This is a genomic window from Streptomyces sp. NPDC091649, from assembly GCF_044756785.1.
GTDB lineage: Bacteria > Actinomycetota > Actinomycetes > Streptomycetales > Streptomycetaceae > Streptomyces.
Genome location: NZ_JBIVTR010000012.1, coordinates 209547 through 234788, shown reverse-complemented (window position 1 = coordinate 234788; position 25242 = coordinate 209547). Strand labels below are relative to the sequence as shown.

Annotated in this window: 22 protein-coding genes; 12 read left to right on the top strand and 10 right to left on the bottom strand. The window is 72.0% G+C overall.

Features of this window, described 5'->3' with window-relative positions; all coding sequences use genetic code 11:
* Positions 1 to 151: 151 nt before the first annotated feature.
* Both ACIQMU_RS21605 and ACIQMU_RS21600 read right to left on the bottom strand, forming a co-directional pair.
* A complete protein-coding gene (locus tag ACIQMU_RS21605) occupies positions 152 to 937 on the bottom strand; it encodes an ECF subfamily RNA polymerase sigma factor, BldN family (RefSeq protein ID WP_352240169.1) in 786 nt (261 codons plus the stop codon).
* A gap of 400 nt (positions 938 to 1337) precedes the next feature.
* Positions 1338 to 2297, bottom strand: coding sequence for an HAD-IB family hydrolase (locus ACIQMU_RS21600; protein WP_352240168.1), 960 nt, complete (start codon positions 2295 to 2297; stop codon positions 1338 to 1340).
* 135 nt (positions 2298 to 2432) lie between these two features.
* On the opposite strand from ACIQMU_RS21600, the gene ACIQMU_RS21595 reads away from it, so the two are divergent.
* The 6 genes from ACIQMU_RS21595 to hemB all read left to right on the top strand — a co-directional run bounded on the left by ACIQMU_RS21595 (position 2433) and on the right by hemB (position 9033).
* Entirely contained in the window at positions 2433 to 2723 is a 291-nt protein-coding gene (locus tag ACIQMU_RS21595; protein WP_352240167.1) for a glutaredoxin family protein, read from the top strand.
* 257 nt (positions 2724 to 2980) lie between these two features.
* The gene (locus ACIQMU_RS21590) at positions 2981 to 3742 is read left to right on the top strand and encodes a redox-sensing transcriptional repressor Rex (RefSeq protein ID WP_352240166.1); all 762 of its coding nucleotides are present in this window, start codon (positions 2981 to 2983) and stop codon (positions 3740 to 3742) included.
* Positions 3739 to 5247 carry a glutamyl-tRNA reductase gene (locus ACIQMU_RS21585; protein ID WP_352240165.1) on the top strand — a complete coding sequence of 503 codons (1509 nt, stop codon included), beginning with the start codon at positions 3739 to 3741 and terminating at the stop codon, positions 5245 to 5247. Before ACIQMU_RS21590 ends, ACIQMU_RS21585 begins: the two co-directional genes overlap by 4 nt.
* Positions 5244 to 6230: a hydroxymethylbilane synthase gene (gene hemC / locus ACIQMU_RS21580; RefSeq protein ID WP_352240164.1), complete on the top strand. Its 987-nt coding sequence runs from the start codon at positions 5244 to 5246 to the stop codon at positions 6228 to 6230. Before ACIQMU_RS21585 ends, hemC begins: the two co-directional genes overlap by 4 nt.
* The gene (locus ACIQMU_RS21575; protein ID WP_352240163.1) at positions 6227 to 7897 is read left to right on the top strand and encodes a bifunctional uroporphyrinogen-III C-methyltransferase/uroporphyrinogen-III synthase; all 1671 of its coding nucleotides are present in this window, start codon (positions 6227 to 6229) and stop codon (positions 7895 to 7897) included. Before hemC ends, ACIQMU_RS21575 begins: the two co-directional genes overlap by 4 nt.
* A gap of 128 nt (positions 7898 to 8025) precedes the next feature.
* Positions 8026 to 9033 (top strand): porphobilinogen synthase, encoded by a 1008-nt coding sequence (hemB, locus tag ACIQMU_RS21570; protein ID WP_352240162.1) that lies wholly within the window; start codon positions 8026 to 8028, stop codon positions 9031 to 9033.
* A gap of 251 nt (positions 9034 to 9284) precedes the next feature.
* On the opposite strand, the gene ACIQMU_RS21565 is transcribed toward hemB, so the two are convergent.
* On the bottom strand, positions 9285 to 10115 hold the full coding sequence (locus ACIQMU_RS21565) for a DUF4253 domain-containing protein (protein ID WP_402689469.1): 831 nt from the start codon (positions 10113 to 10115) through the stop codon (positions 9285 to 9287).
* 192 nt (positions 10116 to 10307) lie between these two features.
* Between ACIQMU_RS21565 and ACIQMU_RS21560 the strand changes: the two genes are divergently transcribed.
* Positions 10308 to 11282, top strand: a complete 975-nt coding sequence (locus tag ACIQMU_RS21560; RefSeq protein ID WP_352240160.1) for an alpha/beta hydrolase — start codon at positions 10308 to 10310, stop codon at positions 11280 to 11282.
* 113 nt (positions 11283 to 11395) lie between these two features.
* Positions 11396 to 11965: a dihydrofolate reductase family protein gene (locus ACIQMU_RS21555; RefSeq protein ID WP_402689468.1), complete on the top strand. Its 570-nt coding sequence runs from the start codon at positions 11396 to 11398 to the stop codon at positions 11963 to 11965.
* A 13-nt stretch (positions 11966 to 11978) separates the two neighbouring features.
* On the opposite strand, the gene ACIQMU_RS21550 is transcribed toward ACIQMU_RS21555, so the two are convergent.
* The 3 genes from ACIQMU_RS21550 to ACIQMU_RS21540 all read right to left on the bottom strand — a co-directional run bounded on the left by ACIQMU_RS21550 (position 11979) and on the right by ACIQMU_RS21540 (position 13891).
* The gene (locus tag ACIQMU_RS21550; protein ID WP_018961587.1) at positions 11979 to 12221 is read right to left on the bottom strand and encodes a DUF397 domain-containing protein; all 243 of its coding nucleotides are present in this window, start codon (positions 12219 to 12221) and stop codon (positions 11979 to 11981) included.
* Positions 12218 to 13003: a helix-turn-helix domain-containing protein gene (locus ACIQMU_RS21545; protein ID WP_402689467.1), complete on the bottom strand. Its 786-nt coding sequence runs from the start codon at positions 13001 to 13003 to the stop codon at positions 12218 to 12220. The genes ACIQMU_RS21550 and ACIQMU_RS21545 overlap by 4 nt, the downstream gene beginning before the upstream one ends.
* Before the next feature lie 156 nt (positions 13004 to 13159).
* Complete coding sequence (locus tag ACIQMU_RS21540) at positions 13160 to 13891, bottom strand: DUF4232 domain-containing protein (RefSeq protein WP_402689466.1); 732 nt, start codon at positions 13889 to 13891, stop codon at positions 13160 to 13162.
* A 214-nt stretch (positions 13892 to 14105) separates the two neighbouring features.
* Here ACIQMU_RS21540 and ACIQMU_RS21535 point away from each other — a divergent pair, with 214 nt between their 5' ends.
* The 3 genes from ACIQMU_RS21535 to ACIQMU_RS21525 all read left to right on the top strand — a co-directional run bounded on the left by ACIQMU_RS21535 (position 14106) and on the right by ACIQMU_RS21525 (position 17487).
* Positions 14106 to 15464 (top strand): helix-turn-helix domain-containing protein, encoded by a 1359-nt coding sequence (locus tag ACIQMU_RS21535; protein ID WP_352240155.1) that lies wholly within the window; start codon positions 14106 to 14108, stop codon positions 15462 to 15464.
* A gap of 255 nt (positions 15465 to 15719) precedes the next feature.
* A complete protein-coding gene (locus ACIQMU_RS21530; protein ID WP_352240154.1) occupies positions 15720 to 16928 on the top strand; it encodes a phospholipase D-like domain-containing protein in 1209 nt (402 codons plus the stop codon).
* Positions 16929 to 17049: 121 nt separating this feature from the next.
* Entirely contained in the window at positions 17050 to 17487 is a 438-nt protein-coding gene (locus ACIQMU_RS21525; RefSeq protein ID WP_402689465.1) for a hypothetical protein, read from the top strand.
* Positions 17488 to 17559: 72 nt separating this feature from the next.
* Here ACIQMU_RS21525 and argS read toward each other — a convergent pair whose 3' ends face one another.
* Positions 17560 to 19341, bottom strand: coding sequence for an arginine--tRNA ligase (gene argS / locus ACIQMU_RS21520; protein ID WP_352240152.1), 1782 nt, complete (start codon positions 19339 to 19341; stop codon positions 17560 to 17562).
* Positions 19342 to 19478: 137 nt separating this feature from the next.
* Here argS and lysS point away from each other — a divergent pair, with 137 nt between their 5' ends.
* Positions 19479 to 21242, top strand: coding sequence for a lysine--tRNA ligase (gene lysS / locus ACIQMU_RS21515; protein WP_402689464.1), 1764 nt, complete (start codon positions 19479 to 19481; stop codon positions 21240 to 21242).
* Between the two features lie 95 nt (positions 21243 to 21337).
* On the opposite strand, the gene ACIQMU_RS21510 is transcribed toward lysS, so the two are convergent.
* The 3 genes from ACIQMU_RS21510 to ACIQMU_RS21500 all read right to left on the bottom strand — a co-directional run bounded on the left by ACIQMU_RS21510 (position 21338) and on the right by ACIQMU_RS21500 (position 25092).
* Positions 21338 to 22825, bottom strand: coding sequence for a DUF2637 domain-containing protein (locus ACIQMU_RS21510; RefSeq protein ID WP_402689463.1), 1488 nt, complete (start codon positions 22823 to 22825; stop codon positions 21338 to 21340).
* A 352-nt stretch (positions 22826 to 23177) separates the two neighbouring features.
* Positions 23178 to 24029, bottom strand: a complete 852-nt coding sequence (locus tag ACIQMU_RS21505; RefSeq protein ID WP_352240149.1) for a DUF3558 domain-containing protein — start codon at positions 24027 to 24029, stop codon at positions 23178 to 23180.
* A 193-nt stretch (positions 24030 to 24222) separates the two neighbouring features.
* Positions 24223 to 25092, bottom strand: coding sequence for a DUF3558 domain-containing protein (locus ACIQMU_RS21500; protein WP_352240148.1), 870 nt, complete (start codon positions 25090 to 25092; stop codon positions 24223 to 24225).
* Positions 25093 to 25242 lie beyond the last annotated feature (150 nt).

Here is a 25242-nt window from a genome sequence, read left to right as displayed (position 1 = left end):
CTTGAGCGTTTCCACTCGATGGAGTGAGTGGATACGGACAGGGGGTGACGACAGGGGGCCTGCAACCGGCACAACGAGCTGCGCGGCACTTGGGTTACGCACGAAAGATGATCGGACCAGGGCGTGGCGGGACGGTCACGCGGAGGTCCGGTCAGCGGGCGTCGTCCGGCAGGAGTCGGGCGAGCGTCCGTACGGCTCGGTACTGGAGGGTCTTGATCGCGCCCTCGTTCTTGCCCATCACCCGGGCGGTCTCCGCGACCGACAGGCCCTGGAGGAACCGCAGGGTGACGCACTCCTGCTGCTGGGGGTTGAGTCGCCGCACGGCCTGGAGCAGGGCGGCGTTGGAGAGGGACTCCAGGACGGAGTCCTCGGGGCTGCGCGCCACCTCGTTGGCGTCGAGCATCTCGCCGGTGGTCACTTCCAGTCGGAAGCGACTGGATTTGAAGTGGTCGGCGACCAGGTTGCGAGCGATGGTGACCAGCCAGGCGCCGAAGTCGCGGCCCTGCCAGGTGAACGTGGAGATGCGGCGCAGCGCGCGGAGGAAGGTCTCGCTGGTGAGGTCCTCCGCGGTGGCCTTGCCGCCCACGCGGTAGTAGATGTAGCGGTACACGGTGTCGCTGTACTGGTCGTACAGGCGGCCGAAGGCGTCCGCCTCGCCGGCCTGCGCGCGCTCGACGAGATCCATCATGCGCGCGCTGTCGCTGTCGGCGGTGGGACGGCGGACGGTCGAGGTGGTCGAAGCGGTCGAGGCGGCGCGGGTGCCGCGTCTTCCGACCGCCGCACTGCGTTCGGCCAGGGCATAGCAGGGGCCGGCAGGTGCAGGGGTGGCAAAAGCGGGGACGGCGTACGCGGTGGGGACGAAGCCGCGCAAGCGGTCAATGACCGATGCACGCAGCGTAGCCAGGCCCGAGGCGTCAACCCCGACGTGTGGGTACACGGGACTCCCAGAGGCAGAGCTTCCATCACGAGCAGTTCGAAAAACGTCACCCGTGGTAGCGAGTGGCGGTCTCCGTGATGCGTCTGAGGAGAATAACGCTTCGTGCAGGCAGTGCTACACCCAGTTGCCTAAATCACCGGTTCCGTCGTTTCTCTTATCGCTAAGTGACACATCCAGTAGCACATGGTGAACGTTTATTGATCGGATTACTTCGTGATCTGCCTACGGGGGCGACGGGTTGTGGCCGGACGCCGGTGACGCGGCTGGCCGGAGGGGTGCCGCCCACGCCGGTGGAACGGCTTGTGATCGGGCGCTCGGCTCCGGGCGTGGCTGCGCCCCGCGACCGGTCCCGGGTGCGGGCGGGCGCGGGGCGGGGCGCGTGAGGCGGGGGGAAGGCGGGTCAGCGGCGGCGGCGGTGCAGCGCGACGGCGGCGGCGGTGCCGCCCGCGAGGGCGCCGACCCCGGCGGCGGCCGGGATGCCGACCCTGGCCGCCTTGCGGCCGGTGCGGTAGTCGCGCAGCCGCCAGTCGCGGGCGCGGGCGTACTTGCGGAGCTTGGTGTCCGGGTTGATCGCGTAGGGGTGGCCGACCAGCGAGAGCATCGGGATGTCGTTGTGCGAGTCGCTGTAGGCGGCGCAGCGCTCCAGGTCCAGGCCCTCGGCGGCGGCCAGCGCGCGGACGGCCTCGGCCTTGGCGGGGCCGTGCAGCGGTTCGCCGACCAGGCGGCCGGTGTAGACGCCGTCGACCGATTCGGCGACGGTGCCGAGCGCCCCGGTCAGGCCGAGGCGGCGGGCGATGATGGTGGCCGTCTCCACGGGGGCGGCCGTGACCAGCCAGACCTTCTGCCCGGCGTCGAGGTGGGCCTGGGCCAGGGCGCGGGTGCCGGGCCAGATCCGGTCGGCCATGTACTCGTCGTAGATCTCCTCGCCGATGGACATCAGCTCGGAGACGCGGTGGCCCTTGACGATGGACAGGGCGCTGTCGCGGGCGTCCTGCATGTGCTCGGGGTCCTCGACGCCGGCCAGCCGGAACCACGCCTGCTGCCAGGCGAACCGGGTGAGCTCGCGGCGTTCGAAGAACTTCCGCTTGTAGAGGCCGCGGCCGAAGTGGAAGATCGCGGCGCCCTGCATCACGGTGTTGTCGAGGTCGAAGAAGGCGGCGGCGCGGTCGTCCCCGGCGACCGGGAACGCGGGTTCCCCGGGCGGGGCGGCGTCCGCGCCTTCCGGCGTCTTGGTCAGGAGGGCGGAGTCTTCGTCGGCGGCCGAGGTCAGGCGTGCGGCCTCGGCGGCGGCCTCGCCTGCCAGGACGCTCCGTGCGGTAGCGGAACGCCTACGGGGTGTGAGCCATCCAAGAGCGGCCATGCGGTGAGCATAGCCAGTTCGCCCGTACCTGCCGGACCTGCCGCGATGCGCGAGTGTGAACGCTGTGGGTCGGAACGGTGAATCGGGTGATTCCGGGCGGTCCGGGGCGGCGGTCCGCGGGCGCAGAATGAAGGCATGAGCGCTCTGCTGCGACGTATGAGGAAGAAGCCCGCCGAGCATGTGGTCACGCTGGTGGGGAAGCCCGGCTGTCATCTGTGCGAGGACGCGCGGGCGGTGGTGAGCGAGGTCTGCGCGGAGGCCGGCGCCTCGTGGGTGGAGAAGGACATCACCGAGGACGAGGAGCTGTACAAGAAGTACTGGGAGCAGATTCCGGTGGTACTGATCGATGACGAACAGCACACGTTCTGGCGCGTGGATCCGGTGAGGCTGCGCAAGGCGCTGGGTGCGGAGACGAAACCCGGTTAACATTGTGGGCGTTTTGGGTGGCCTCGGGGGCGTAGGCGTGAGGAGTGTGTACTGCTTTGCCCTCTTCGAGGCTGCAACGGGCCCCCGCGGCCGCTGGTTCCGGGATCGCGCGGGGAATGTGCGTGACCCCGGTCACTTTGACCGGACAAAACGGACACCATCTTTGTGCACGCGTTCACAAAGGCATAGCCTGCATTCGACGGGGCGGTCCTGGGACATACGGCCGCCTGCAGCCCCGCTCATCCCGCAGGAGCACCGTGGCAACTGGCCGAACTCACCGACCGGCGACCCGTAGCCGAGGAATTCCCGAGGCCACCGTCGCCCGACTTCCGTTGTATCTGCGCGCCCTCACCGCGCTTTCCGAGCGATCGGTCCCCACGGTCTCCTCCGAGGAGCTGGCCACGGCGGCCGGCGTCAACTCGGCGAAGCTGCGCAAGGACTTCAGCTATCTGGGTTCCTACGGCACCCGCGGTGTCGGGTACGACGTCGAGTATCTCGTCTACCAGATCTCGCGCGAGCTCGGGCTCACCCAGGACTGGCCGGTCGCCATCGTCGGCATCGGAAACCTCGGCGCGGCCCTCGCCAACTACGGCGGATTCGCCTCCCGCGGCTTCCGGGTCGCCGCGCTGATCGACGCCGACCCCGCCATGGCCGGTACGCCGGTGGCCGGGATCGCCGTCCAGCACACGGACGACCTGGACCGGATCATCAGCGACAACGGTGTGTCCATCGGCGTGATCACCACCCCGCCCGGCGCGGCCCAGCAGGTCTGCGACCGGCTCGTCGCCGCCGGTGTGACGTCCATCCTGAACTTCGCGCCGACCGTGCTGTCGGTGCCCGAGGGCGTCGATGTGCGCAAGGTCGACCTCTCCATCGAGCTCCAGATCCTCGCCTTCCACGAGCAGCGCAAGGCCGGCGAGGACGCCGGCGCCGAGGACGAGGGCGCGCCCCCGATGCGCGCCACGCCCGCGAGCCGGAAGGGACCTGACGGGGACATGCCCGCCGTGATGCCGGCATGAGCCTCCTCGTCGTCGGGCTGAGCCACCGCAGCGCCCCCGTCTCCGTACTGGAACGGGCCTCCCTCGCTGCCGAGACCCAGGCCAAGCTGCTCCAGGACACCCTCGCCGCGGAACCCGCGACCGAGGCCGCCGTGCTGGCCACCTGCAACCGCATCGAGCTGTACGCCGACGTGGACAAGTTCCACGCGGGCGTCGCCGAGCTGTCCACCCTGCTCGCCCAGCACAGCGGCGTCGGTCTGGAGGAGCTCACTCCGTATCTCTATGTGCACTACGAGGACCGGGCCGTCCACCACCTCTTCTCGGTGGCCTGCGGTCTTGACTCGATGGTCGTCGGCGAGGGGCAGATCCTCGGCCAGATCAAGGACGCGCTCGCGCGCGGCCAGGAGCTGCACACCGCCGGACGGCTGCTGAACGACCTCTTCCAGCAGGCCCTGCGGGTCGGCAAGCGCGCCCACAGCGAGACCGGGATCGACCGGGCCGGGCAGTCCCTCGTCACCTTCGGGCTCCAGCAGCTCGCCGCCGGCGCCGACCCCGAGCGCTGGGCGGCCGGCAAGCGCGCCCTCGTCATCGGCGCGGGCTCGATGTCCTCGCTGGCCGCCGCGACCCTCGCCCGGACCGGCGTCGCCGAGATCGTCGTCGCCAACCGGACCCGCTCCCGCGCGGACCGCCTGGTGGAGATCCTCCAGCAGGGCGACGACACCGCGGTACGGGCCCACGCCGTCGAGATGTCCGCGGTCGGCGGCGAACTGACACGTGCCGACATCGTCGTCTCCTGCACCGGTTCCACCGGCCTCGTGCTCACCGCCGACGCCCTCGCCGACGCCCTGGGCGCCGCCCCGGCCCCCGCGCCCGAGAGCCCGGCGGTCACCGTCACCCCGGCCCCGGCCGACGTGGACCAGCACGCCGCCTGGGTCGAGAACGGTTCCGCCGCCTCCGCCGCGCAGGCCCGCCCGGCGGCCGCGCCGCGCCGCGCCGCCGCGCCCGCCCCGTCGGCCGGCCCGGTCCGGCTCGCCCTGCTCGACCTCGCCATGCCGCGCGACATCGACGGCGCCGCCCACCGCATCGACGGGGTGCGCCTCGTCGACATCGAGTCGCTCGCCGAGGCGTCCGCCGACGCCCCGATGGCCGCCGACGTGGACCGGGTCCGCACCATCGTGTCCGACGAGGTGGCCGCCTTCGGCGCCGCCCAGCGCGCCGCGCACGTCGCCCCGACCGTGGTCGCCCTGCGCACCATGGCCGCCGGCGTGGTCGCCGGCGAGATCGCGCGGCTGGACGGCCGCCTCCCCGACCTGGACGAGAAGCAGCGCGCCGAGATCACGCAGACCGTGCGCCGCGTCGTCGACAAACTCCTGCACGCGCCCACCGTGCGGGTCAAGCAGCTCGCCAGCGAGCCCGGCGGCGCCGGGTACGCGGACGCGCTGCGAGAACTCTTCGACCTCGACCCGCAGACGGTGGCCGCCGTCTCCCGGGCAGACCTGAACGACCCGAATAGAGGGCGGTCATGACCGACAACTCATCCCCGGACGCGCGGAACTCCGCGCCGCTCCGGCTGGGCACCCGGCGCAGCAAGCTCGCCATGGCCCAGTCCGGACTCGTCGCAGAGGCGGTTCGCGAGGTGACCGGGCGCGCCGTCGAGCTCGTCGAGATCACCACGTACGGGGACACCTCCCGCGAGCACCTGGCTCAGATCGGCGGCACCGGCGTGTTCGTCGCGGCGCTGCGCGAGGCGCTGCTGCGGGGCGAGGTGGACTTCGCGGTCCACTCGCTCAAGGACCTGCCGACCAGCCAGCCCGACGACCTCGTCCTGGCGGCGGTGCCGCAGCGCGAGGACCCGCGCGACGCGCTGATCGCCCGGGACGGCCTGACGTTCCGGCAGCTGCCGTCCGGCACGCGCATCGGCACCGGTTCGCCGCGCCGCATGGCGCAGCTCAACGCGTACGCCCGGTCCCACGGACTGCGGATCGAGACCGTCCCCATCCGGGGCAACGTCGACACGCGGATCGGGTTCGTGCGCGACGGGGAGCTCGACGCGGTGGTTCTCGCCGCCGCCGGGCTCAGCCGTCTCGGCCGGAGTGGTGAGGTGACCGACTTCCTGCCGGTCGACACCGTCCTGCCCGCTCCCGGCCAGGGAGCACTGGCGATCGAGTGCGCCGCGTCCAGCGCCGACCTCGCCGCCGCGCTCGCCGAGCTCGACGACCCGTACACCCGGGTCGCCGTGACCGCCGAGCGTGCCCTGCTCGCCGCCCTGGAGGCCGGCTGCTCCGCACCTGTGGGTGCGCTGGCCGACCTCCTGGTCGACGGACAGGTTGTCAACGAACTGCGCCTGCGCGGAGTCGTCGGTAGCACCGACGGTTCCTCGCTGGTACAGCTGTCCACCACCGGTCCCGTCCCCACGTCGCACGACGACGCGGCGGCCCTCGGTCGCGAACTCGCGTCCGAGATGCTCGCCAAGGGTGCGGCCGGTCTTATGGGGGAGCGAGCACTTTGAGCCCCACCGGCCCCGCCGCATCCGACTTTCCGGTCCTGTCCGCCCAAGGCCAGGTCACCTTCCTCGGCGCCGGTCCCGGCGACCCGGGACTGCTGACGCTGCGCGCCGTCGAGGCGCTCGCGAGCGCGGACGTCCTTGTCGCCGAGCCCGATGTGCTCGACGTCGTTCGCAGCCATGCGCGGGCAGGCGTGAGCACCCCTGAGCTGACCGTTGTTGACGTCTCGTCAACAACCGCCGGTGTACCCGTTCTCAGGGATGCGGCCAATCTTGTCATGGAGTCCGCGAAGGGCGGCAGGCGGGTGGTCCGTGCTGTCGCGGGCGACCCGGGCCTGGACGGGGACGCGGGGGCGGAAATGCTCGCCTGCGCCGCCGCCGGGGTGCCCTTCGAGGTCGTCCCGGGCATCGCGAACGCCGTCGGCGTGCCCGCGTACGCCGGAGTGCCGCTGCGGGACGCGCAGGGCGCGGACGTCCGCTTCGTCGACGCCCGTACGGCCTCCGACCGGTGCTGGAGCGAGGTCGGCGCGAGCGACGCGACCGCCGTCGTCTCCACCACGCTGGACTCGGTCGCCGCCGCCGCCGGTGAGCTGGTCTCCGCGGGGCGCAAGCCCGACACCCCGCTCACCGTGACGATCGCGGGCACCACCACCCGCCAGCGCACCTGGACGGCGACCCTCGGGACGATCGCCCAGGTCCTCAAGCAGGCCAAGGTGCTGCCCTCGCCCGAGGGCCACCGGCCGGTCATAGCCGTGGTCGGAGAGCGCAGCTCCGCCGCGCAGCGCGACCAGCTCGCGTGGTTCGAGTCCAAGCAGCTGTTCGGCTGGAAGGTGCTCGTCCCGCGTACGAAGGAGCAGGCCGCGTCGCTCTCCGACCAGCTGCGTTCCTACGGTGCGGTGCCGCACGAGGTCCCGACGATCGCCGTCGAGCCGCCGCGTACGCCGCAGCAGATGGAGCGCGCGGTCAAGGGTCTGGTCACCGGGCGCTACGAGTGGATCGCCTTCACCAGCGTGAACGCCGTCAAGGCGGTCCGGGAGAAGTTCGAGGAGTACGGGCTCGACGCCCGCGCCTTCGCCGGGATCAAGGTCGCCGCCGTCGGCGAGCAGACCGCCGCCGCGCTGATCGACTTCGGCGTGAAGCCGGACCTGGTCCCCTCCGGCGAGCAGTCCGCCGCCGGACTGCTGGAGGACTGGCCGCCCTACGACCCGGTCTTCGACCCGATCGACCGGGTGTTCCTGCCGCGCGCCGACATCGCCACCGAGACCCTGGTGGCTGGGCTCATCGAGCTGGGCTGGGAGGTCGACGACGTCACCGCGTACCGCACGGTCCGCGCCTCGCCGCCGCCGGCCGACACCCGCGAGGCGATCAAGGGCGGCGGCTTCGACGCGGTCCTGTTCACCTCGTCCTCGACCGTCCGCAACCTGGTCGGCATCGCGGGCAAGCCGCACAACGTGACCGTGATCGCGTGCATCGGCCCGGCCACCGCGAAGACCGCCGAGGAGCACGGCCTGCGGGTCGACGTGCTGTCCCCGGAGCCGTCCGTGCACAAGCTCGCCGAGGCGCTCGCCGCCTTCGGCGCGCAGCGCCGGGACGCGGCCAGGGAGGCCGGCGACCCGGTGACCCGGCCGAGCGAGCGGCGCCCGGGCGCGCGCAGGCGTCGGACGACGACGTAGCAGTACGACGGTGAGTGGGCCCGGTCGCTTCGGCGGCCGGGCCCGCCGCCGTTCTCCGGCCTGTTCGCGGGCCTTTCCCGGCGCGGGTGTCGGTAAGACCTGACTGCGTACGGGTCTATCGTCGAAGGATGACTGCGTACGGAAACTTCCCCGGCTCCCGCCCCCGGCGGCTGCGGACGACCCCGGCGATGCGGCGAATGGTCGCCGAGACACGGCTCGACCCCGCGAACCTGATCCTTCCCGCGTTCGTGCGGGAGGGCATCGACGCCCCGGTCGCCATCTCGGCCATGCCCGGCGTGCACCAGCACACCCTGGACACCCTGCGGAAGGCGGCCGTCGAGGCGGTCTCGGCCGGGGTCTCGGGGATCATGCTCTTCGGGGTGCCGGAGGACGCGAAGAAGGACGCCCGGGGCACGGCGGGCACGGACCCGGACGGAATCCTCCAGGCCGGACTGCGCGCGGTCCGCGAGGAGGTCGGCGACGACCTCGTGGTGATGTCGGACCTGTGCCTGGACGAGTACACCGACCACGGCCACTGCGGGGTCCTGACGGCGGACGGCCGGGTGGACAACGACGCGACCCTGGAGCGGTACGCGGAGATGGCCCAGGTCCAGGCGGACGCCGGGGCCCATGTGGTGGGCCCCAGCGGCATGATGGACGGCCAGGTCGGCGTGATCCGCGACGCCCTGGACCAGACCGGGTACGAGGACGTGGCGGTCCTCGCCTACACCGCGAAGTACTCCTCCGCCTTCTACGGCCCCTTCCGCGAAGCCGTGGGCTCCTCGCTCACCGGCGACCGCAAGACCTACCAGCAGGACCCGGCCAACGCCCGCGAGTCGCTGCGGGAGCTGGCGCTGGACCTGGCGGAGGGCGCGGACATGGTGATGGTGAAGCCCGCCGGACCGTATCTGGACATCCTCGCCAAGGTCGCGGAGTCCGTGGACGTGCCGGTCGCGGCGTACCAGATCAGCGGCGAGTACGCGATGATCGAGGCCGCCGCCGAGAAGGGCTGGATCGACCGGGACAAGGCGATCCTGGAGAGCCTGACCGGTATCCGCCGGGCCGGGGCGCAGCTGATCCTCACCTACTGGGCGACCGAGGCCGCCCAGTGGCTGGGACGGGACGCGCGGCGCTGAGCCGGCTGCTCAGCCTGTAGCGGTGCACGGCCCGCCCGCTCCCGGTCCCCTGGAGCCGGCGGGCCTCCTCGACGGAGAAGCGGGCGCTGCCCGGGGGCCGGGGTGCGGTAGCGGTGGTAGAGATCGCCGAGCCCGCCCTCGCTACCGGTGAGGTCGGGGCGGGCGCCCGCGAGCAGGTCGTCGTCGGGGGCGAGGCGGGCGGCGGTGAGGCCCGGCCGGACGGCCGTTGCCCGTGCCCGCTTCCGTCGTGTTCAGTCCCACCAGAACGACCACGCTTCCTGGTCGAGCACGGCCTTCTCGGCGTACACGTCGAGGTCGTGCGGCGGGGACTGGTCGATGTTGTCCGGGCAGAAGGCGTAGTGCTCGGCGGCCAGGGCGCGGGCCTCCTCGATCGTGGCGGGCGGGCGGCCCACGGAGACGATCATCGTGTCGAAGCCGAGCACCACGACCCGGGCGGCGTACCGGTCCTCCCAGGAGCGGAGCACCGCGCAGAGCCGGGCCACGTCGTTCTCGTGGTTCATCGGGCCCGACCAGCCGATCGCCGCCGGTATGTCGGCGCTGCGGCGGGCCGGAACGAGGGCCATGCGGGCCCCGCCGGGCCACTCGTCCGCGTCGGCGGCGATCACGCCCGCGAGGCCCGCGGCCGCCGTGTCCGCGTCCTCGGCCGCCTCCCGGGCGGGGGCGGGCGCGAGGCCGGGCCAGGAACCGGGGCCCCCGGGCTGCTCCTCGCCCTCCCCGGACGCCGTGCCGTCGACCGTCCCGTCGTCCGCGTACTCCGTCCAGTAGCCCGCCAGCACCTCTTCGGCGTCGTGGTCGCCGGGATACGACGTGCCGTCCGGGCAGAGGTCCCAGTCCTCGGGCCACTGGTCGCGCCGGCCGCCCGTGACCAGCACCGGCAGCAGCCCGACCCGCCGCCCGGCCGCCCGCAGGTCCGGCCAGTCGCGCGGGGCCGCCGGGCCGTCCGCGTACCAGAGCAGCGGCTCGTGCCAGGGGCCGTCCAGCGTGGCGTCCACCAGGGAGCCGGGCGGGAGGTCCAGGCCGGAAGCGGCCAGGGAGGGCAGGGGATTGGGGAGCGTCGCCATGCTGGTGAGCCTAAGCGGCGGCACTGACAACGTGAGGGGCGGCGACCTTCACGTACGACGACCTCTTCGCCGCCGGTGGCCTGCGGGCCGCGGACACCGGCGGCGGCGCTCTGCGGGCTCTTTGGCCGTCCCGACGTGCCCGGGGACCGAAAGCCGGTGCGCGGCGATGGTGGCTGGATAATGATGTCGAGCATGAGCCTGTACGTCGACGATCCCGCCCGCATCGGAACCACCCGCCTCTCCGACGGGAGGGTCCTCGGATGGGCCGAGTGGGGGCCGGAGGACGGGCTGCCCGTCCTGCTCTGCCCCGGGGCCGCGACCAGCCGGTGGCTCGGGATCGGGGCCGGGGCCGTCGAAGCGGAGGGCGTCCGGCTGGTCTCGGTGGACCGTCCCGGACTCGGGGTCTCCACGCCCGCGCCCGACCGGACCTTCGCGGACTTCGCGGACGACATACGGGAGTTGATCGCGCTGCGCGGACTGGGCCCGCGTCCCGCCATGCTCGGGAACTCCCAGGGCGCGCCCTTCGCCCTCGCCTGCGCGGCGGCGGGCCTCGTCTCCGCGCTGACGCTCGTCTCGGCCGCCGACGAGATCGCGGCCCCCGAGTTCGCCGCCGCCCTCCCCGACGATCTGCGGGACCTGGTCGCGCGGGTGGCAAAGGACCCGGTCGGCGCGGAGAAGGTGTTCGCCGGGTTCGACGCGGACGCGATGCGGCGGATGGTTCTGGCCGGAAGCCCGGCGTGCGACCTCGCCGTGTACGAGGACCCCGGCTTCGCCGCCGCCTACGGCCGCGCCCTCGACGAGGCGTTCTCCCAGGGCGCGGCGGCGGCCGGGTACGCCCGGGACGCCGTGCTCGCGATGGGGCGCTGGCCCATCGACCTCGGGGCGATCACCGTCCCGGTCGAGGTCTGGTACGGCGAGGAGGACGCCTCCCACTCGCCCGACCTCGGCCGCCGGCTCGTCTCCCGTATCCCCGGGGCGCGGCGCACGGTCGTGCCGGGGGTCGGCGGCGCGCTGCTCTGGGCCACCGCCGAGCCGATCCTCGCGTCGCTGGCGGAGACCGTACGGCCGGACGAGCCGGTCGAGCGGGACTGGCGGGAGGAGCTGGACCGGCGGGGGGCCGTACGGGGGAGCGGGCCGGGGTACGTACGGCGGGACGGGCGCGGCTAGGGCGTGTCCGGCGGATGTCGACCGGGCTGTCAGTGCCCGGGCCTATCGTCGAGTCCGGTTGCACGCCGCTCGGCCGCCCACCGTCGGCCGGGCCGATACCGGCAGGAGCCGCCGTGAACAGGATCGTCACGTCCATCTCGCTCTCCCTCGACGGCTTCTTCGAAGGGCCCGACCAGGACATCGACTGGCACACCGTCGACGAGGAGGTGCACCAGCACTTCAACGACTACCTCCGGACGATGGGCGGCTTCGTCGAGGGGCGCGTCACCTACCAGCTGATGGAGGAGTTCTGGCCGACCGCCGATCAGGGCCCGGACAGCGATGGGCCGATGGCCGAGTTCGCGGGCATCTGGCGGAACATGCCGAAGTTCGTCTTCTCGCGGACGCTGGAGAGCGTGGGGCCGAACGCGACGCTGCTGCACGAGGTCGCCCCCGAGCAGGTGCGCGGTCTGCGGGACGCCGCTTCGGGGGACCTGGTGGTCGGCGGGGCGGACCTGGTGGAGTCGTTCCGGCGGTTCGACCTGATCGACGAGTACCGGATCTACGTCCACCCCGTCATCCTCGGCCGGGGCCGCCCGTTCTTCCGGGACGCGGAGGAGCGGCAGATGCTCCGGCTGCTGGAGACCCGGACCTTCGGGAACGGGGTCGTGCTGCTCCGTTACGAGACGGTCCGGGCGGGATGACGGCGGTGCGGGGTCAGGCGGTGGCCGCGTAGGCGGCGAACGCCGACCAGGCCGTGGGCGCGACGGTGAACGTCGGGCCTTCGATGTCCTTGGAGTCACGGACGTGGACGGCGGCGGGGTGGGCGGCGATCTCGACGCACTGCCCGCCTTCGTCGCCGCTGTAGCTCGACTTCCGCCAGTCGTAGGCGACTTCGAGGCACGCGCCGCCTTCGCTGCCGCTGTAGCTCGACTTGAACCAGTTCAGTGCGGTGCTCATGTCTCTCCCAGTAAGCGTGCCAGCAGGCGCAGGGTCTCCACGGGGCTGAGCGCCTGGGCTCGCAGCATCGCATATTTCTGGGCGAGGATGCTGACCTCGTTCCGGTCGGAGATCAGCTGGCTGCCGCGCTGGGTCTCCGTGTACGCGACGTGTTGGTGGTCCGGTGTTTCCAGGAGGATGAAGGGGCCGTCGATGCCCGCGTGGACCCGGCTGTCGAGCGGGAGCACCTGGAGGCAGACGCCCGGGAGTTGGGCCATCGCGTAGAGGTGGCGGAGCTGCTCCCGGTGGTCCTCGTCCGACGTCAGTTTCATCATCAGGACCGGTTCCCAGATCACGATGCTGGTGGTCGGCGGCTTCTTCCGGTCCAGGATCTGCTGGCGTTGCAGTCGCGTCGCCGTCTGCGTCTCGATCTCCTCCTGGCTGTAGACCGGGACCTTGTTGCTGAACACCGCCTGTGCGTACGCCCTCGTCTGGAGGAGGCCCGGGATGACCTGGTTGTCGTACCAGGACAGCGCCAGCGCGTCCTGTTCCATGTCGATGTAGTCCTCGGCCCACAGCGGGATCAGGTCGACTTCCGGCATGTTGTCGACCGCCGTCGCCAGCGCGCCCTTGGTGTCCAGCAGATCGTCGATCGTCTCCGCCAGATCCGGGACGAGCGAGCGCCTGCCCTGCTCGACGGAGGCGATCGTGTCCTCCTGTACGCCTGCCGCTTGGGCGAGTTCGGTCTGCGTGAGGCCCGCCTCCTTGCGGAAACGGGCCAGCAGCTTGCCCACGAGCTTCATGGTCGACGCGTTCTTACGCTGTCGCTTTCTGGGGTGCATACGGTTCCCACTCCCACCCCGGAACCCACTTCACGCCTGCGCGACCCGTACAAGAAATGTGTACGGGTCGCGCACAGTTACCGCACGTCAGGCACTGGCCCGGGCTACCGCGTCCGCTCAGTACATCAGGGCGGTCTCGACGTCCGACTGCCAGTAGGTGACGAAGCCCAGGCTGTCCGTGAAGGTCTCCGCCGGGAGCTTCAGCGTGGACTCGCCCTTCGGCTGGTTGTTCCTGTCGACCATGGTGACGCCGAGGTTGTCGCTCTTGACCGGCTCGTTCTCGCCGGGCTCCCCGAGGAGCGCGATGCCGGCGTACGCCTTCTCGCCGGGGGAGAGCGTGACGACCGCCTGCGGCTTGCTGTCGTCGTAGACCGGGTACACGGCCTGCGCGTCGTCGAAGCGGAGGAACGGTGCGTAGTAGGCGGCGCAGTCGGTGGAGCCGGTGTTGGTCACGGTGAGCAGCAGGTGGTTGATCGGGCGGCTCACCGAGGAGACCTTCACCTGGGAGTTGGTGGTCGTGCAGGCCGGGATCGAGGCCGCCGCCTTCACGTTCGGCGCGATCTCCGGCTTCTTGCTGTTGCCGGCGCCGTTGCCGTTGCCGCCCGCGTGCTTCCCTCCGGCGGGGACGGTCTGCGTGTCGGGGGCGCCGGCCTTCGGCGCGTCGGGCTGTGCCGTGGCGTCGGCGGTGTCGGTGGCCTCGGTGCTCGTCGCCGCGGGGGCCGCCGTCCCGGTCGAGCCGGCTGCCTTGGTCCCCATGGCCTTGTCCTCGCCGCCACAGGCGGTGAGCGAGAGGGCGGCCACGAGGGCGGTGGTGGCGAGGGCGGTGGTGCGGATGCGGTTGGTGCGCATGGCGGTGGTACTCCCCGTACTCGGTTGATGTGCTGATCCGGTTGAACGGCCGGTCCGTGCTGTGGTCTGGTCCGAGCTTGTGGCACGGCGGATTCCGGCCGCAACGCCTGCCGAACCATTGGGGATGCTGGAACGTCTACGCGTACGGTGACCTGCGGGGATTCCGCGTCCCTGGAACGCCGTTCCGGGACGCACGAGGAAGGGGAACGCCGTCGTGGCGACGCCGGAGGCCGTGGAGTTCGCGGCTCTGCTGAAGGATCTGAAAGACCGTTCGGGGCGCAGCTACGGCGCCCTGGCGGGGAAGCTGCACGTCAGCACGTCGACTCTTCACCGGTACTGCAACGGGGACGCGGTGCCGAACGAGTTCGCCCCGGTGGAGCGGTTCGCGCGGCTGTGCGGGGCGTCCGGCGACGAGATGGTGGAGGTGCACCGGCGGTGGATCGTGGCGGACGCGGCGCGGCGGCGGCCTCCGGCGGGGGAGATTCCGGCGCCTGCCCCTGGATCCCGCCCCGTGCCCGCCTCCGTCGACGCGCCGGGTCCCGTCACCCCGGCCGTTCCCGCGGCCTCGCCAGCCGAGCCGTCCGTCACGTCGGACGGGGCCCGTGGCGCCGGTGACGGCCGGCCGCCGTCCCGGTGGTCCGGGCTCTCCCGGCGTACGCGGGTGCTCATCGCCGCCGCCGGGGTGGCCGCCCTCCTCGTGCCCACCGGCGTCGTGGCCGCCGATCTCGTCGGGTCGCAGAAGAAGGACGGCGACGTCGCCGCCGACCGGGTGCAGGGTGCGGGCGCGGGTCCCGCGGCGTTGCCGGAGGGCTCCGCCCCGGGTACCCCCCGGCCCTCCGGCAGCCCCGGCTCGGCCGCTCCTCCGGCGAGCTCCACCGCCTCCCCCTCGGCGCCGCCGTCCGCGAAGCCCTCGGCCGGCTCCGGCCCGGCAGGGCCGGGGAAGGCCACGGGCCTCGGAGCCCCGCCGACCGTCAGCATCTCCTCGTACAACTGGGACGAGCCCTGCGGCCAGCACTATCTGGTCGACCGCGAGCCCGACGAGGTCGATCCGCCGCCCCCGCCGCAGGACCGGCGCGGCTGGGCGGAGTCGTACGGCGGGGTCGACGCCGGGAGCATGCTGCTCCAGCTGACCGTGCAGGGCACATCCCGCGAGGCGGTCGTCCTCAAGGGCATGCACGTACGCGTCGTGTCCCGCAAGGCTCCGCTGCCCTGGTCGGCGTATCTGATGGGCAACGGCTGCGGCAGCGGGATCATGCCCCAGACCTTCGCCTCCCACCTCGACGCCGGGCACCCCACCCTCCGCCCGGTGCCGGGGACGCAGGGGGACACGGTGGTCCCGGCGGTGGACTTCCCGTACAAGGTGTCGTCCGAGGACGTGGAGGTCTTCAACCTCGACATGAAGGCCGTGGGGTACGACGTCACCTGGTACCTGGAGCTGGAGTGGAGCAGCGGCGGGCGTGAGGGGACCCTGCGGATCGACGACCACGGCAAGCCGTTCCGCACCAGCGGGATGAAGGGGCGGCCGGAGTACGTGTACGGCAACGCCGAGTCCGGCTGGGAGCTCAGCAACTGAGGTTCTCCTCGCCGCTCTCCCGTCGTGGCCCGTTGTGGCTCGTCGTGGCTCGTCGTGGCTCGTCGTGGCTCGTCGTGGCCCGGGGTGGCCCGGGGTGGCCCGGGGCGGCCGGGCGCCGGCCCGTCCCGCCCCCGGCGACGGAAAGGTGTCCGAATTCCGTCCGTATGCGCACAGGAGTACAGTCGCCGGGCCCCTCGCGGTGTGCCCGGCTTCCCGCCGGACCGCCGCCCCGCCCTCGTCCCCGCAGGTGACCCCATGGCCGCGACCGCCGAAGCCCCCGACCCCACGGCGCTGGACGCCCGTACCTGCGAGGAGCGGTCCCTGCGGCTCCGGCGCAGGCTGGAGCGGCTGATCGGCATCGCCGCCACCGAGGGCAACGCCCTTCTCCCGCTCCGCAACGGGGACGAGATCTTCGGCGCGATGCTGGAGGCCATCCGGGGCGCCGAGCACACCGTGGACCTGATGACATTCGTCTACTGGCGCGGTGACATAGCACTCCGGTTCGCGGAGACGCTTGCCGAGCGGGCCCGTGCCGGCGTCCGGGTGCGGCTCATGCTCGACGGCTTCGGCTGCCGGCTCATCGAGAAGGACCAGCTGGAGCTGATGGACCGGGCCGGAGTCACCGTGACCTGGTTCCGCAAGCCCCTCTACCTCTCGCCGCTCAAGCAGAACCACCGCTGCCACCGCAAGGTCCTCGTCGTCGACGAGCGCACCGCCTTCACCGGCGGTGTCGGGATCGCCGAGGAATGGTGCGGCGACGCCCGAAACGAGCACGAGTGGCGCGACACCCACGTCCGGGTCACCGGCCCCGCCGTCGACGGCCTGGCCGCCGCGTTCGCCCAGAACTGGGCGGAGTGCCACGAGGAGCTGTTCGACGAGCGCGACCGGTTCGTCGTCGGCGAGCACCACGGGGACGCCGTCGTCCAGGTCGTACGCGGCTCCGCGTCCTTCGGCTGGCAGGACATGCAGACCCTGATACGGGTCGTCCTGGAGTCCGCCGAGGAACGCGTCCGGCTCACCACCGCCTACTTCGCCCCCGACGCCTACTTCACCGGGCTCCTCTGCGACGCCGCCCGGCGCGGGGTGGAGGTCGAGATCCTGCTGCCCGGCCCGCACACCGACAAGCGGGTCTGCCAGCTCGCCGGCCAGCGCTTCTACGAGGACCTGACCGACTGCGGCGTGAAGATCTACCAGTACCAGCCGACGATGCTGCACGCCAAGACCCTCACCGTGGACCGGATCGCGAGCCTCATCGGCTCCACCAACTTCAACCGGCGCTCGCTCGACCACGACGAGGAGGTGATGCTCGCCGTCCTGGACCGTGACTTCACCGCCACCCTCGACGGCCACTTCGCCGAGGACCGGGAGCGGAGCGTGCTGATCGAGCGCGGCCGGTGGAAGCGCCGTGACCTCCTCCAGCGGGCCCGGGAAGCGGCCGTCGTGCCCATCCGGCGCTTCCTCTGAGGCCGGGCCCGTCCTGGGGGCGTGCTGCCGCTGAGGCCGGCCTGCTCCCCGGGGCGTGCTCCCGCGTTCGCCGGGCAGGCGGAGAGGACGACCCCCGTCCGCCATGTGAAGGGAAGGGCCCATGAGCGCCACCGCCGACACCTCACCGGCGCCGTCCGCCGCGGTGATCACCGAACCCCTGCCCGACCTTCAGCTACAGCTGCTCATCCAGCTCCTCGACGAGGACCCGCGCTCCAGCCTGCCCCTCACCCTCACGCACCCGGGCGGCCCGCTGCACGGGGATCTCATCGGGCACGAGCAGTGGAAGGCCGAGTGGGCCCGGAGCCTGCGCCAGGTCGAGGGGGAGGGGGCCAATCTGCTCGCCGGTTTCCCCGAGACGGTCGACCAGGGCGTGCGGGAACTGCGCGCCGGCGAGGACGCGGAGGCGGGCCGGCTGCCCCGCTGGATCCATCTGCGGGACGTCACGCTCGCCGCCGGTTCCCTGAACCCGGTCTCCCTGCCGCTGTGGCGCGGACGCCTCTCCGACGTGTCGGGGTGGGCGCTGGGCCGCCCGCAGTGAGCTGATGCGTACGCGAAGGCCCCGGCGCCTGTGACGGTGCCGGGGCCGACGTACGTACAGCCGGGTGCGGGGTCAGAGCCGCTCGGGCGTCCGGATGCCCAGCAGCGCCATCCCCCGGTGCAGGGTGCGGGCGGTCAGCTCCACCAGGAAGAGGCGGTTCTCGACGACCTCCGGGGCGTTGTCCGGGCTGAGCACCTGGCACTGGTCGTAGAACGTCGTCAGGTGGGACGCCAGCTGGTAGAGGTACGCGGCCAGCTTGTGCGGCTCGTAACCCGCCGCGACCTCGGAGAGCACCTCGCCGAACTGGTCCAGGTGCAGACCGAGCGCCCGCTCCGCCGGGGCCAGCTCCAGCTCCGGGTGGGCGGCCGGGACCGCGTCCCCCGCCTTGCGCAGGATCGACTGGATCCGGGCGTACGCGTACTGGAGGTACACCGACGTGTCGCCGTGCAGCGCCACCATCTGGTCCAGGTCGAACTTGTAGTCCCGTACGGCGGAGGTCGACAGGTCCGCGTACTTCACGGCGCCGATGCCGACGTACCGGCCGTTCTCGACGATCTCCTCCTCGGACAGGCCCACCTTCTCGGCCTTGTCCCGGACGACGGCCGTGGCCCGGTCGACCGCCTCGTCGAGGAGGTCCTCCAGCCGCACGGTCTCCCCCTCGCGGGTCTTGAACGGCTTGCCGTCCTTGCCGAGGACCGTGCCGAACGCCAGCTGTACGGCCTTGACGCCGTCGCCCAGCCAGCCCGCCCGGCGTGCCGTCTCGAAGACCATCTTGAAGTGCAGCGACTGCCGTGCGTCCACCACGTACAGCAGGGTGTCCGCCTTGAGGTCCCGCACCCGGTTCCGGATCGCGGAGAGGTCGGTGGCCGCGTAGCCGTAGCCGCCGTTCGTCTTCTTCACGATGAGCGGGACCTTGTTGCCGTCCGGGCCCTTCACATCGTCGAAGAACACGCACAGCGCACCCTCGGAGCGGACGGCGACCCCCGTCTCCTCCAGGATGCGGCAGGTCTCCTCCAGCATGTCGTTGTAGCCGGACTCACCGACGATGTCCGGGTCGCTGATCTCCATGTCGAGCTTGTCGAACACCGAGTGGAAGTAGATCTTCGACTCGTCGACGAAGCCCTGCCACAGCTGGAGCGTCTCGGGGTCCCCGGCCTGGAGGGCCACCACCCGGTCCCGGGAGCGGGCCTTGAACTCCTCGTCGGAGTCGAACAGGGCCCGCGACTCCTTGTAGACCCGGTTCAGGGTCGACATCGCCGCCTCGCCGTCGGTCGCGCCGCCCTCGTGCCTCAGCGCGCCCGGGTGCTCGATCAGATACTGGATGAGCATGCCGAACTGGGTGCCCCAGTCGCCGATGTGGTGGCGCCGGACCACGTTCTCGCCGGTGAACTCCAGGATCTTGACCATGGCGTCGCCGATGACCGCCGACCGCAGGTGGCCGACGTGCATCTCCTTGGCGACGTTCGGCTGGGCGTAGTCGATGACCGTCGTCCCGGCGTCGTCGTTCGAGGGCACCCCGAGCCGGCCGCCGGCGTCCGCCGCCCGGGCGGCCAGCGTCTCGACGATCGCCCGGTCGGTGAGCGTGATGTTGAGGAAGCCGGGACCGGAGACCTCGATGTCCTGGATCAGGCCGCCCGCCGGGAGAGCGGCGGTGACCTGGGCGGCCAGGTCGCGCGGATTGCCCTTGAGCTTCTTGGCGAGCGCCAGGATGCCGTTGGCCTGGAAGTCGGCCCGGTCGCTTCGGCGCAGCAGCGGGTCGGCGGCGCCGGCATCCGGCAGAGCTGCCGTCAGGGCGTCCGCCAGCTGCTGCTGGAGCGTGGAAGCGAGGGAGGGGACCGAGCCGTGCTCAGGCATGGGACGGGCTGCCGTTTCCGTAGGGGTACAAGGGATCGCTCCAGTATCCCACGGGGCGTAAAGCCGTTTTCGCGCTGCGGGGGGTAGCTGGGAGAATGGTCCGTACCCCATCGGGAAACGACAGCCGAGAGAAGGACGTGCCGACCGTGGCCGAGAGTCAGACCAGCACCGAGACCGACTGGGTCTCCCGCTTCGCGGACGATGTCATCGCCGAATCGGAGCGTCGTGCGCCTGGCAAACCGGTCGTCGTCGCCTCCGGCCTGTCCCCGTCCGGCCCGATCCACCTCGGCAACCTCCGCGAGGTCATGACGCCGCACCTGGTCGCCGACGAGGTCCGCCGCCGCGGGTACACCGTGCGCCACCTGATCTCCTGGGACGACTACGACCGCTACCGCAAGGTCCCGAACGGGGTCCCGGGCGTGGACGCGTCCTGGGCCGAGCACATCGGCAAGCCGCTGACCTCGGTGCCCGCCCCGGCCGGCTCGGCGTACCCGAACTGGGCCGAGCACTTCAAGGCCGCCATGACGGCGGCCCTGGACGAGCTGGGCGTCGAGTACGACGGGATCAGCCAGACGGAGCAGTACACCGCCGGGACCTACCGCGAGCAGATCCTGCACGCGATGAGGCACCGCGCCGACATCGACGCCGTGCTGGACCGCTACCGGACGAAGAAGGACCCGGCGGCCCAGGGCAAGGGCGGCAAGAAGCCGCAGCAGCAGAAGAAGGCCGACGAGGCCGAGCTGGAGGCCGCCGAGGGCTCCGGCGCCGCCGACGAGGACGACGGCAGCGGCAACAGCGCCGGCTACTTCCCGTACAAGCCCTACTGCGGCAACTGCGAGAAGGACCTCACCGTCGTCACCTCCTACGACGACGACACGACCGAGCTGAACTACACCTGCTCGGCCTGCGGCTACGCCGAGACCGTCCGCCTCAGCGAGTTCAACCGCGGCAAGCTCGTCTGGAAGGTCGACTGGCCGATGCGCTGGGCCTACGAGGGCGTGATCTTCGAGCCCAGCGGCGTCGACCACTCCTCGCCCGGCTCCTCCTTCGTCGTCGGCGGCCAGATCGTCCGCGAGGTCTTCGACGGCGTGCAGCCCATCGGACCCATGTACGCCTTCGTCGGCATCTCCGGCATGGCCAAGATGTCCTCCAGCAAGGGCGGGGTGCCCACCCCGGCCGACGCGCTGGAGATCATGGAAGCGCCGCTGCTGCGCTGGCTCTACGCCCGCCGCAAGCCCAACCAGTCGTTCAAGATCGCCTTCGACCAGGAGATCCAGCGGCTGTACGACGAGTGGGACTCGCTGGGCCGCAAGGTCGCCGACGGCACGGTGCTGCCCGCCGACGCCGCCGCGTACTCCCGGGCCGTCCGCACGGCGGCGGGGGAGCTCCCGAGCACCCCGCGCCCGCTGCCGTACCGGACACTCGCCTCGGTCGCCGACATCACCGCCGGCGCCGAGGACCAGACGCTGCGCATCCTCAGCGAACTGGACCCGGACAACCCGCTGACCTCGCTGGACGAGGCCCGCCCGCGCCTCGACCGCGCCGAGAACTGGATCACCACCCAGGTCCCGGCCGAGGCCCGCACCATCGTCCGGGACGAGCCGGACAAGGAGCTGCTGGGCTCGCTGGACGAGCAGGGCCGCGAGTCGCTGCGCCTCCTCCTGGAGGGGCTGGACACGCACTGGTCGCTGGACGGCCTGACCACGCTCGTCTACGGCGTGCCGAAGGTGCTGGCGGGACTGGAGCCCGACGCCAAGCCCACTCCCGAGCTGAAGGCCGCCCAGCGGTCCTTCTTCGCGCTGCTCTACCGGCTGCTCGTCAGCCGCGACACGGGCCCGCGCCTGCCCACGCTGCTGCTCGCGGTGGGGGCGGACCGGGTCCGGAGGCTGCTGGGCGCGTAGCGCCGTCGCGGAACGCACGACAAGGGGCCGCCGCCCGGGGATCTCTCCCGGGCGGCGGCCCCTTGCGTCGTGCTGAGCGGCTGCGGCTGCGCGGCTCAGGCGCCCTGGTCGGCCGTCACGCGCTGCATGTAGTGGTCCCTGAACTGCGGCATCAGGCTCTGGAGCAGCTCGGTCGAGCGCGGATGGTGCACGTCGTGCCGGTCGGCCAGGTGAATGTCGAGGGTCTCGACGTTCGGGTACTGGCCCTCCTGGTCCGTGTACGCGCTGAACTCCTCGTACGCGCGGTCGGCGAAGTCGTTGTCCTCCTGGGACCACTCCTCCAGCTGCGGCGCGTCCTCGGGCCCGGGGGCGGGCACGGCGGGCGGCTCCTCGTCGGCGGCCTGCTGGACTTCCCGGGCCTGCTGGGTCTGCTGGGTCTGCTGGGTCTGCTGTACGGGGCCCGGGGCCTCGCGGTGGTCTTCGGGGAGCCCTTCGCGGCGGGGGTGCGGGACCGCGCCGATCGTGCCGACGTCGCCGAGGGGGCGGGTGCGGCCGGGACCCAGGGGGACGGCCGCCGGGGTGGGCTCCAGGCCCTCGGCGTGCTGGGCGTCGTAAGCGCTGCCGGGGTGCGTGGTCTCCGGAAGCTTCTGGGCGGCGAACCAGGGGCTGTCGTGGGTGGGCGGCACCTCCCCGGCGTCCCCGGCGTCCACGGCCTGACGCTGGAACTGTTGCTGGGAATGCTGGTCCCGCCGGTCCTGCCGGTCCTGCTGATGCTGATCCTGCTGGGGGCTCTGCTTCTGGAGCGACGTCGGCTGCCGCTCCTGCCCCTCCTGCTGCTGCTGCGGGTGCTGCTGTGCCTGCTCCTGCCGGGGCTCGTACGGCAGCTCCGCCTTGGGCGCGGGCGGCAGCAGGGCCGGTTCGGTGCCGGCGGCGGCGAGCCCGGCCGGGGCCGTCTCGGCGAGCGGCACGCCGTACTTCGCCAGCCGCAGCGGCATCATCGACTCGACCGGGGCCTTGCGTCGCCAACTGCGGCCGAAGCGGGCCTGGAGGCGCGCCTGGTAGATCAGCCGGTCCTGTTCGAGCTTGATGACCTGCTCGTAACTGCGCAGCTCCCACAGCTTCATGCGCCGCCACAGCTTGAACGTGGGCACGGGCGAGAGCAGCCAGCGGGTGAGGCGCACCCCCTCCATGTGCTTGTCGGCCGTGATGTCCGCGATCCGGCCGACCGCGTGCCGGGCGGCCTCGACGGAGACGACGAACAGCACCGGGATCACCGCGTGCATCGCGGTGCCCAGCGGGTCGGGCCAGGAGGCGGCACCGTTGAACGCGATCGTCGCGGCCGTCAGCAGCCACGCCGTCTGGCGCAGCAGCGGGAACGGGATTCGCATCCAGGTGAGCAGGAGGTCCAGGGCGAGCAGGACGCAGATGCCCGCGTCGATGCCGATGGGGAAGACCACGGAGAAACTTCCGAAGCCCTTCTCCTCCGCGAGCTCGCGCACGGCGGCGTAGGAACCCGCGAAACCGATCGCGGCGATGAGCACCGCACCGGCGACGACGACCCCGATGAGTATGCGGTGCGTGCGTGTCAGCTGCATCGCGGCCACGCGCGATCCCCTCCCCGACCTCTGTACCCGAACCCGACTTCAGTGTCCGGCCTTGTTCTTCAGCGCTCGTCACCGCTGGGCGGCGGTTTTCGGCGCTCCGCACCGGGCGTCCGACGCCCAGCGATGGCACAGCCTGGCACATGTGTGCGAGTTCCGTTGCGCGGGGAAGGGCGCGAGGCGTCCCGGGCGGGGCCGGGACTTCCGCGCCGGCGTATCCGCCACCGCCGGCCGTCGGGGGGAACTCGGCCTGGGCGCGGGGGACTTCGGCGGTGGCGGCGGTAAGGCCGTCACCGCCGGAGGGCGCTGGTCAGTGCGCCGGACGGCCGCACGTCGCGCCCGCCCGGACGGAACGTCAGCTCGACTTCGTCTTCGGCTTGGACTTGGGGTCGTCGCTGTCGCTGTCGCTGTCGCCGCCCGTGGCCGTGTCCTTCGTGCTGTCCTTCGGGCCGTCCGTGGCATCGCCCTTCGCCGGGGCGGTGGTCTTGGCGTCGGCGGTGTCGGCGACCGCGGCGACCGCTTCCTTGGCCGCCTTCTCGGCGCCCTTGACGATGTCTTCGGACGACGGAGTCTTCGCGCCCGCGTAACCCGCGCCGTTGTACGTCAGGGCGACGACGACATTGCCCGTGCGGGCCACGACGGTGGCGTACGCGAAGTCCTCGTCCGTCTTGCTGAGGCCGTAGGTGATGAGGGTGGCCTCTTCGCCGATGCCGGCGGTGGGCTCCGCGGCGACCTTCTCGGCCCCCTCGGTGGCCTTCGCCTTGGTGACCTGCTTCGCGTACTCGGCGGTGGCGCGCTCGGCGCCGCTGCCCAGGGCCTGGTCCGAGTCGAACCGGGTGAAGCCGACGTCCAGCCAGCGGTACTGCGAGCCCTTGACGCCCTTGTCGTCCAGACCGTTCCAGGAGCAGCTGCTCCTGGCCGACAGGTCGTTGGAGCGGCCGGCCGTGCCGCCCTTCTTCTTGGCCTCGGGCACCAGGTCCTTGATCGTCTTCTTCGTGACCGAGGCGCACGGGTCGGGCAGATCGGCGAACTTCGCCGCTTCGACGGTGGGCTCCGAGGGCTTGGCGCTGGGGCTGCCGGACGACGAGGAGCCCGCGTTCTTCTTGCCGTCGGAGCCGGAGTCCGACGAGCAGCCGACGGCTACGAGCATCACCGGAACGGCGGCGCAGGCGAGGATGCGGGACAGGCGCGGGGCTGATCGGTGCATGGTTCCTTCACTCGGATGGCACGGAGCTCTCGGTGCGGGAGGTCTTGTTCGTGCGTGCGGTGTACGGGCGGGCTCGGTGGCGGGTCGGTACGTCTTCCGGAGAGCCACGGTACGACGGGCGGCGGCCCTCCCGCGCCGCCGCCGAAGGCCCCGACGGGCCGGAATCCGGCCCGCCGGGGCCTTCGGCCGGGGGCTAGTCGCTGAGGTCCTCGGCCAGCTTCCGGGCCAGTGCCTGGGCCTTCTCCTGGAGTTCCTCGCTGTCGGGGGCCTGGGTGACGAGGGCCGGCTGCTCGGCGTACCGGACGGTCACGACCACGTTCGATGTGCGGAATACCACGTGCACCGTGCGGCGCTGTGCGGTGGAACCTGCCCGACTGGGCAGATCCTGCAGAAATGCGGCATCTCCGAGGTCGTCGAGGACGCGCGAGGGGAGGGCGTCCCGCGGACCGCCGCTTCCCCCGGACCCTCCGGAGGGCGAGGAGGAGGGCGATCCGGAGGAGGCCGAGGGGTCCGCCGAGGCCGAGGAGTCCTCCGCCTCCGCTCCCTCCGGCTCCCCTTCACCGGAGCCCTTGCCCTGGTCCTTCTCGCCCGCGGTCTCGGCGTCCTTCTCCGCCTCCGGCCCGGAGCCCGCCGCGGTCGTCAGGCCGGCGGCCTTCTGCTTCTTCGCGTACACCGTGTCCGCGCGGTCGTCGTCGCTGACCGCGGGGTCGTACGAGACGACGCGCTCGAAGTCGATGGAGAGGCTCCGCGTGGAGTTCGGGGCGTCGGACTTCCAGCTGCAGCCGACCTTGCGGTCGGTGTCGTACGTGACGGACGCCGTCCCCCGGAACACCTTCTCCTGCTGGTCCCCGGAGAGTTCCGCGGCGCCCGGCAGCAGGTCCTTCAGCGTGCCGCGCGGCACGGCGCGGCAGGGGGCGGGCAGGGTGAGGTACTTGCCCGGGGGCGCGGGGGTGACCGTCGGGCTGCCCGCCTTGCTGTCGGCGCCGTTGGCGTTGCTGTCGGCGCCGGCGCTGCAGCCGGCCACGAGCGCCGCGAGAATGGCGACGCCGGGCACGTACGGCATGTGTCGCAACGTCCCAGGCTCCCTTCGGTACGGAAAACGAGTTGCCGCTCCCATGCGGCCGATGGACACAATGTGTATCGCACGCGCTGCTGTGAATGCCGGTCGGCCGACGGGTTTGCCGACCTTGGCACCGGTTTTGCGCTTTCAGTC

What these genes read in the sequence shown, in the direction of transcription:
- hemC (WP_352240164.1), top strand. Translation starts at nt 5,244, where the DNA reads ATGACCGACAACTCATCCCCGGACGCGCGGAACTCCGCGCCGCTCCGG.
- ACIQMU_RS21500 (WP_352240148.1), bottom strand. Translation starts at nt 25,092, where the DNA reads ATGCCGTACGTGCCCGGCGTCGCCATTCTCGCGGCGCTCGTGGCCGGC.
- argS (WP_352240152.1), bottom strand. Translation starts at nt 19,341, where the DNA reads ATGCCTGAGCACGGCTCGGTCCCCTCCCTCGCTTCCACGCTCCAGCAG.
- ACIQMU_RS21600 (WP_352240168.1), bottom strand. Translation starts at nt 2,297, where the DNA reads ATGGCCGCTCTTGGATGGCTCACACCCCGTAGGCGTTCCGCTACCGCA.
- ACIQMU_RS21565 (WP_402689469.1), bottom strand. Translation starts at nt 10,115, where the DNA reads ATGGCGACGCTCCCCAATCCCCTGCCCTCCCTGGCCGCTTCCGGCCTG.
- ACIQMU_RS21585 (WP_352240165.1), top strand. Translation starts at nt 3,739, where the DNA reads ATGAGCCTCCTCGTCGTCGGGCTGAGCCACCGCAGCGCCCCCGTCTCC.
- ACIQMU_RS21550 (WP_018961587.1), bottom strand. Translation starts at nt 12,221, where the DNA reads ATGAGCACCGCACTGAACTGGTTCAAGTCGAGCTACAGCGGCAGCGAA.
- ACIQMU_RS21545 (WP_402689467.1), bottom strand. Translation starts at nt 13,003, where the DNA reads ATGAAGCTCGTGGGCAAGCTGCTGGCCCGTTTCCGCAAGGAGGCGGGC.
- ACIQMU_RS21540 (WP_402689466.1), bottom strand. Translation starts at nt 13,891, where the DNA reads ATGCGCACCAACCGCATCCGCACCACCGCCCTCGCCACCACCGCCCTC.
- ACIQMU_RS21530 (WP_352240154.1), top strand. Translation starts at nt 15,720, where the DNA reads ATGGCCGCGACCGCCGAAGCCCCCGACCCCACGGCGCTGGACGCCCGT.
- ACIQMU_RS21595 (WP_352240167.1), top strand. Translation starts at nt 2,433, where the DNA reads ATGAGCGCTCTGCTGCGACGTATGAGGAAGAAGCCCGCCGAGCATGTG.
- ACIQMU_RS21525 (WP_402689465.1), top strand. Translation starts at nt 17,050, where the DNA reads ATGAGCGCCACCGCCGACACCTCACCGGCGCCGTCCGCCGCGGTGATC.
- ACIQMU_RS21505 (WP_352240149.1), bottom strand. Translation starts at nt 24,029, where the DNA reads ATGCACCGATCAGCCCCGCGCCTGTCCCGCATCCTCGCCTGCGCCGCC.
- ACIQMU_RS21560 (WP_352240160.1), top strand. Translation starts at nt 10,308, where the DNA reads ATGAGCCTGTACGTCGACGATCCCGCCCGCATCGGAACCACCCGCCTC.
- hemB (WP_352240162.1), top strand. Translation starts at nt 8,026, where the DNA reads ATGACTGCGTACGGAAACTTCCCCGGCTCCCGCCCCCGGCGGCTGCGG.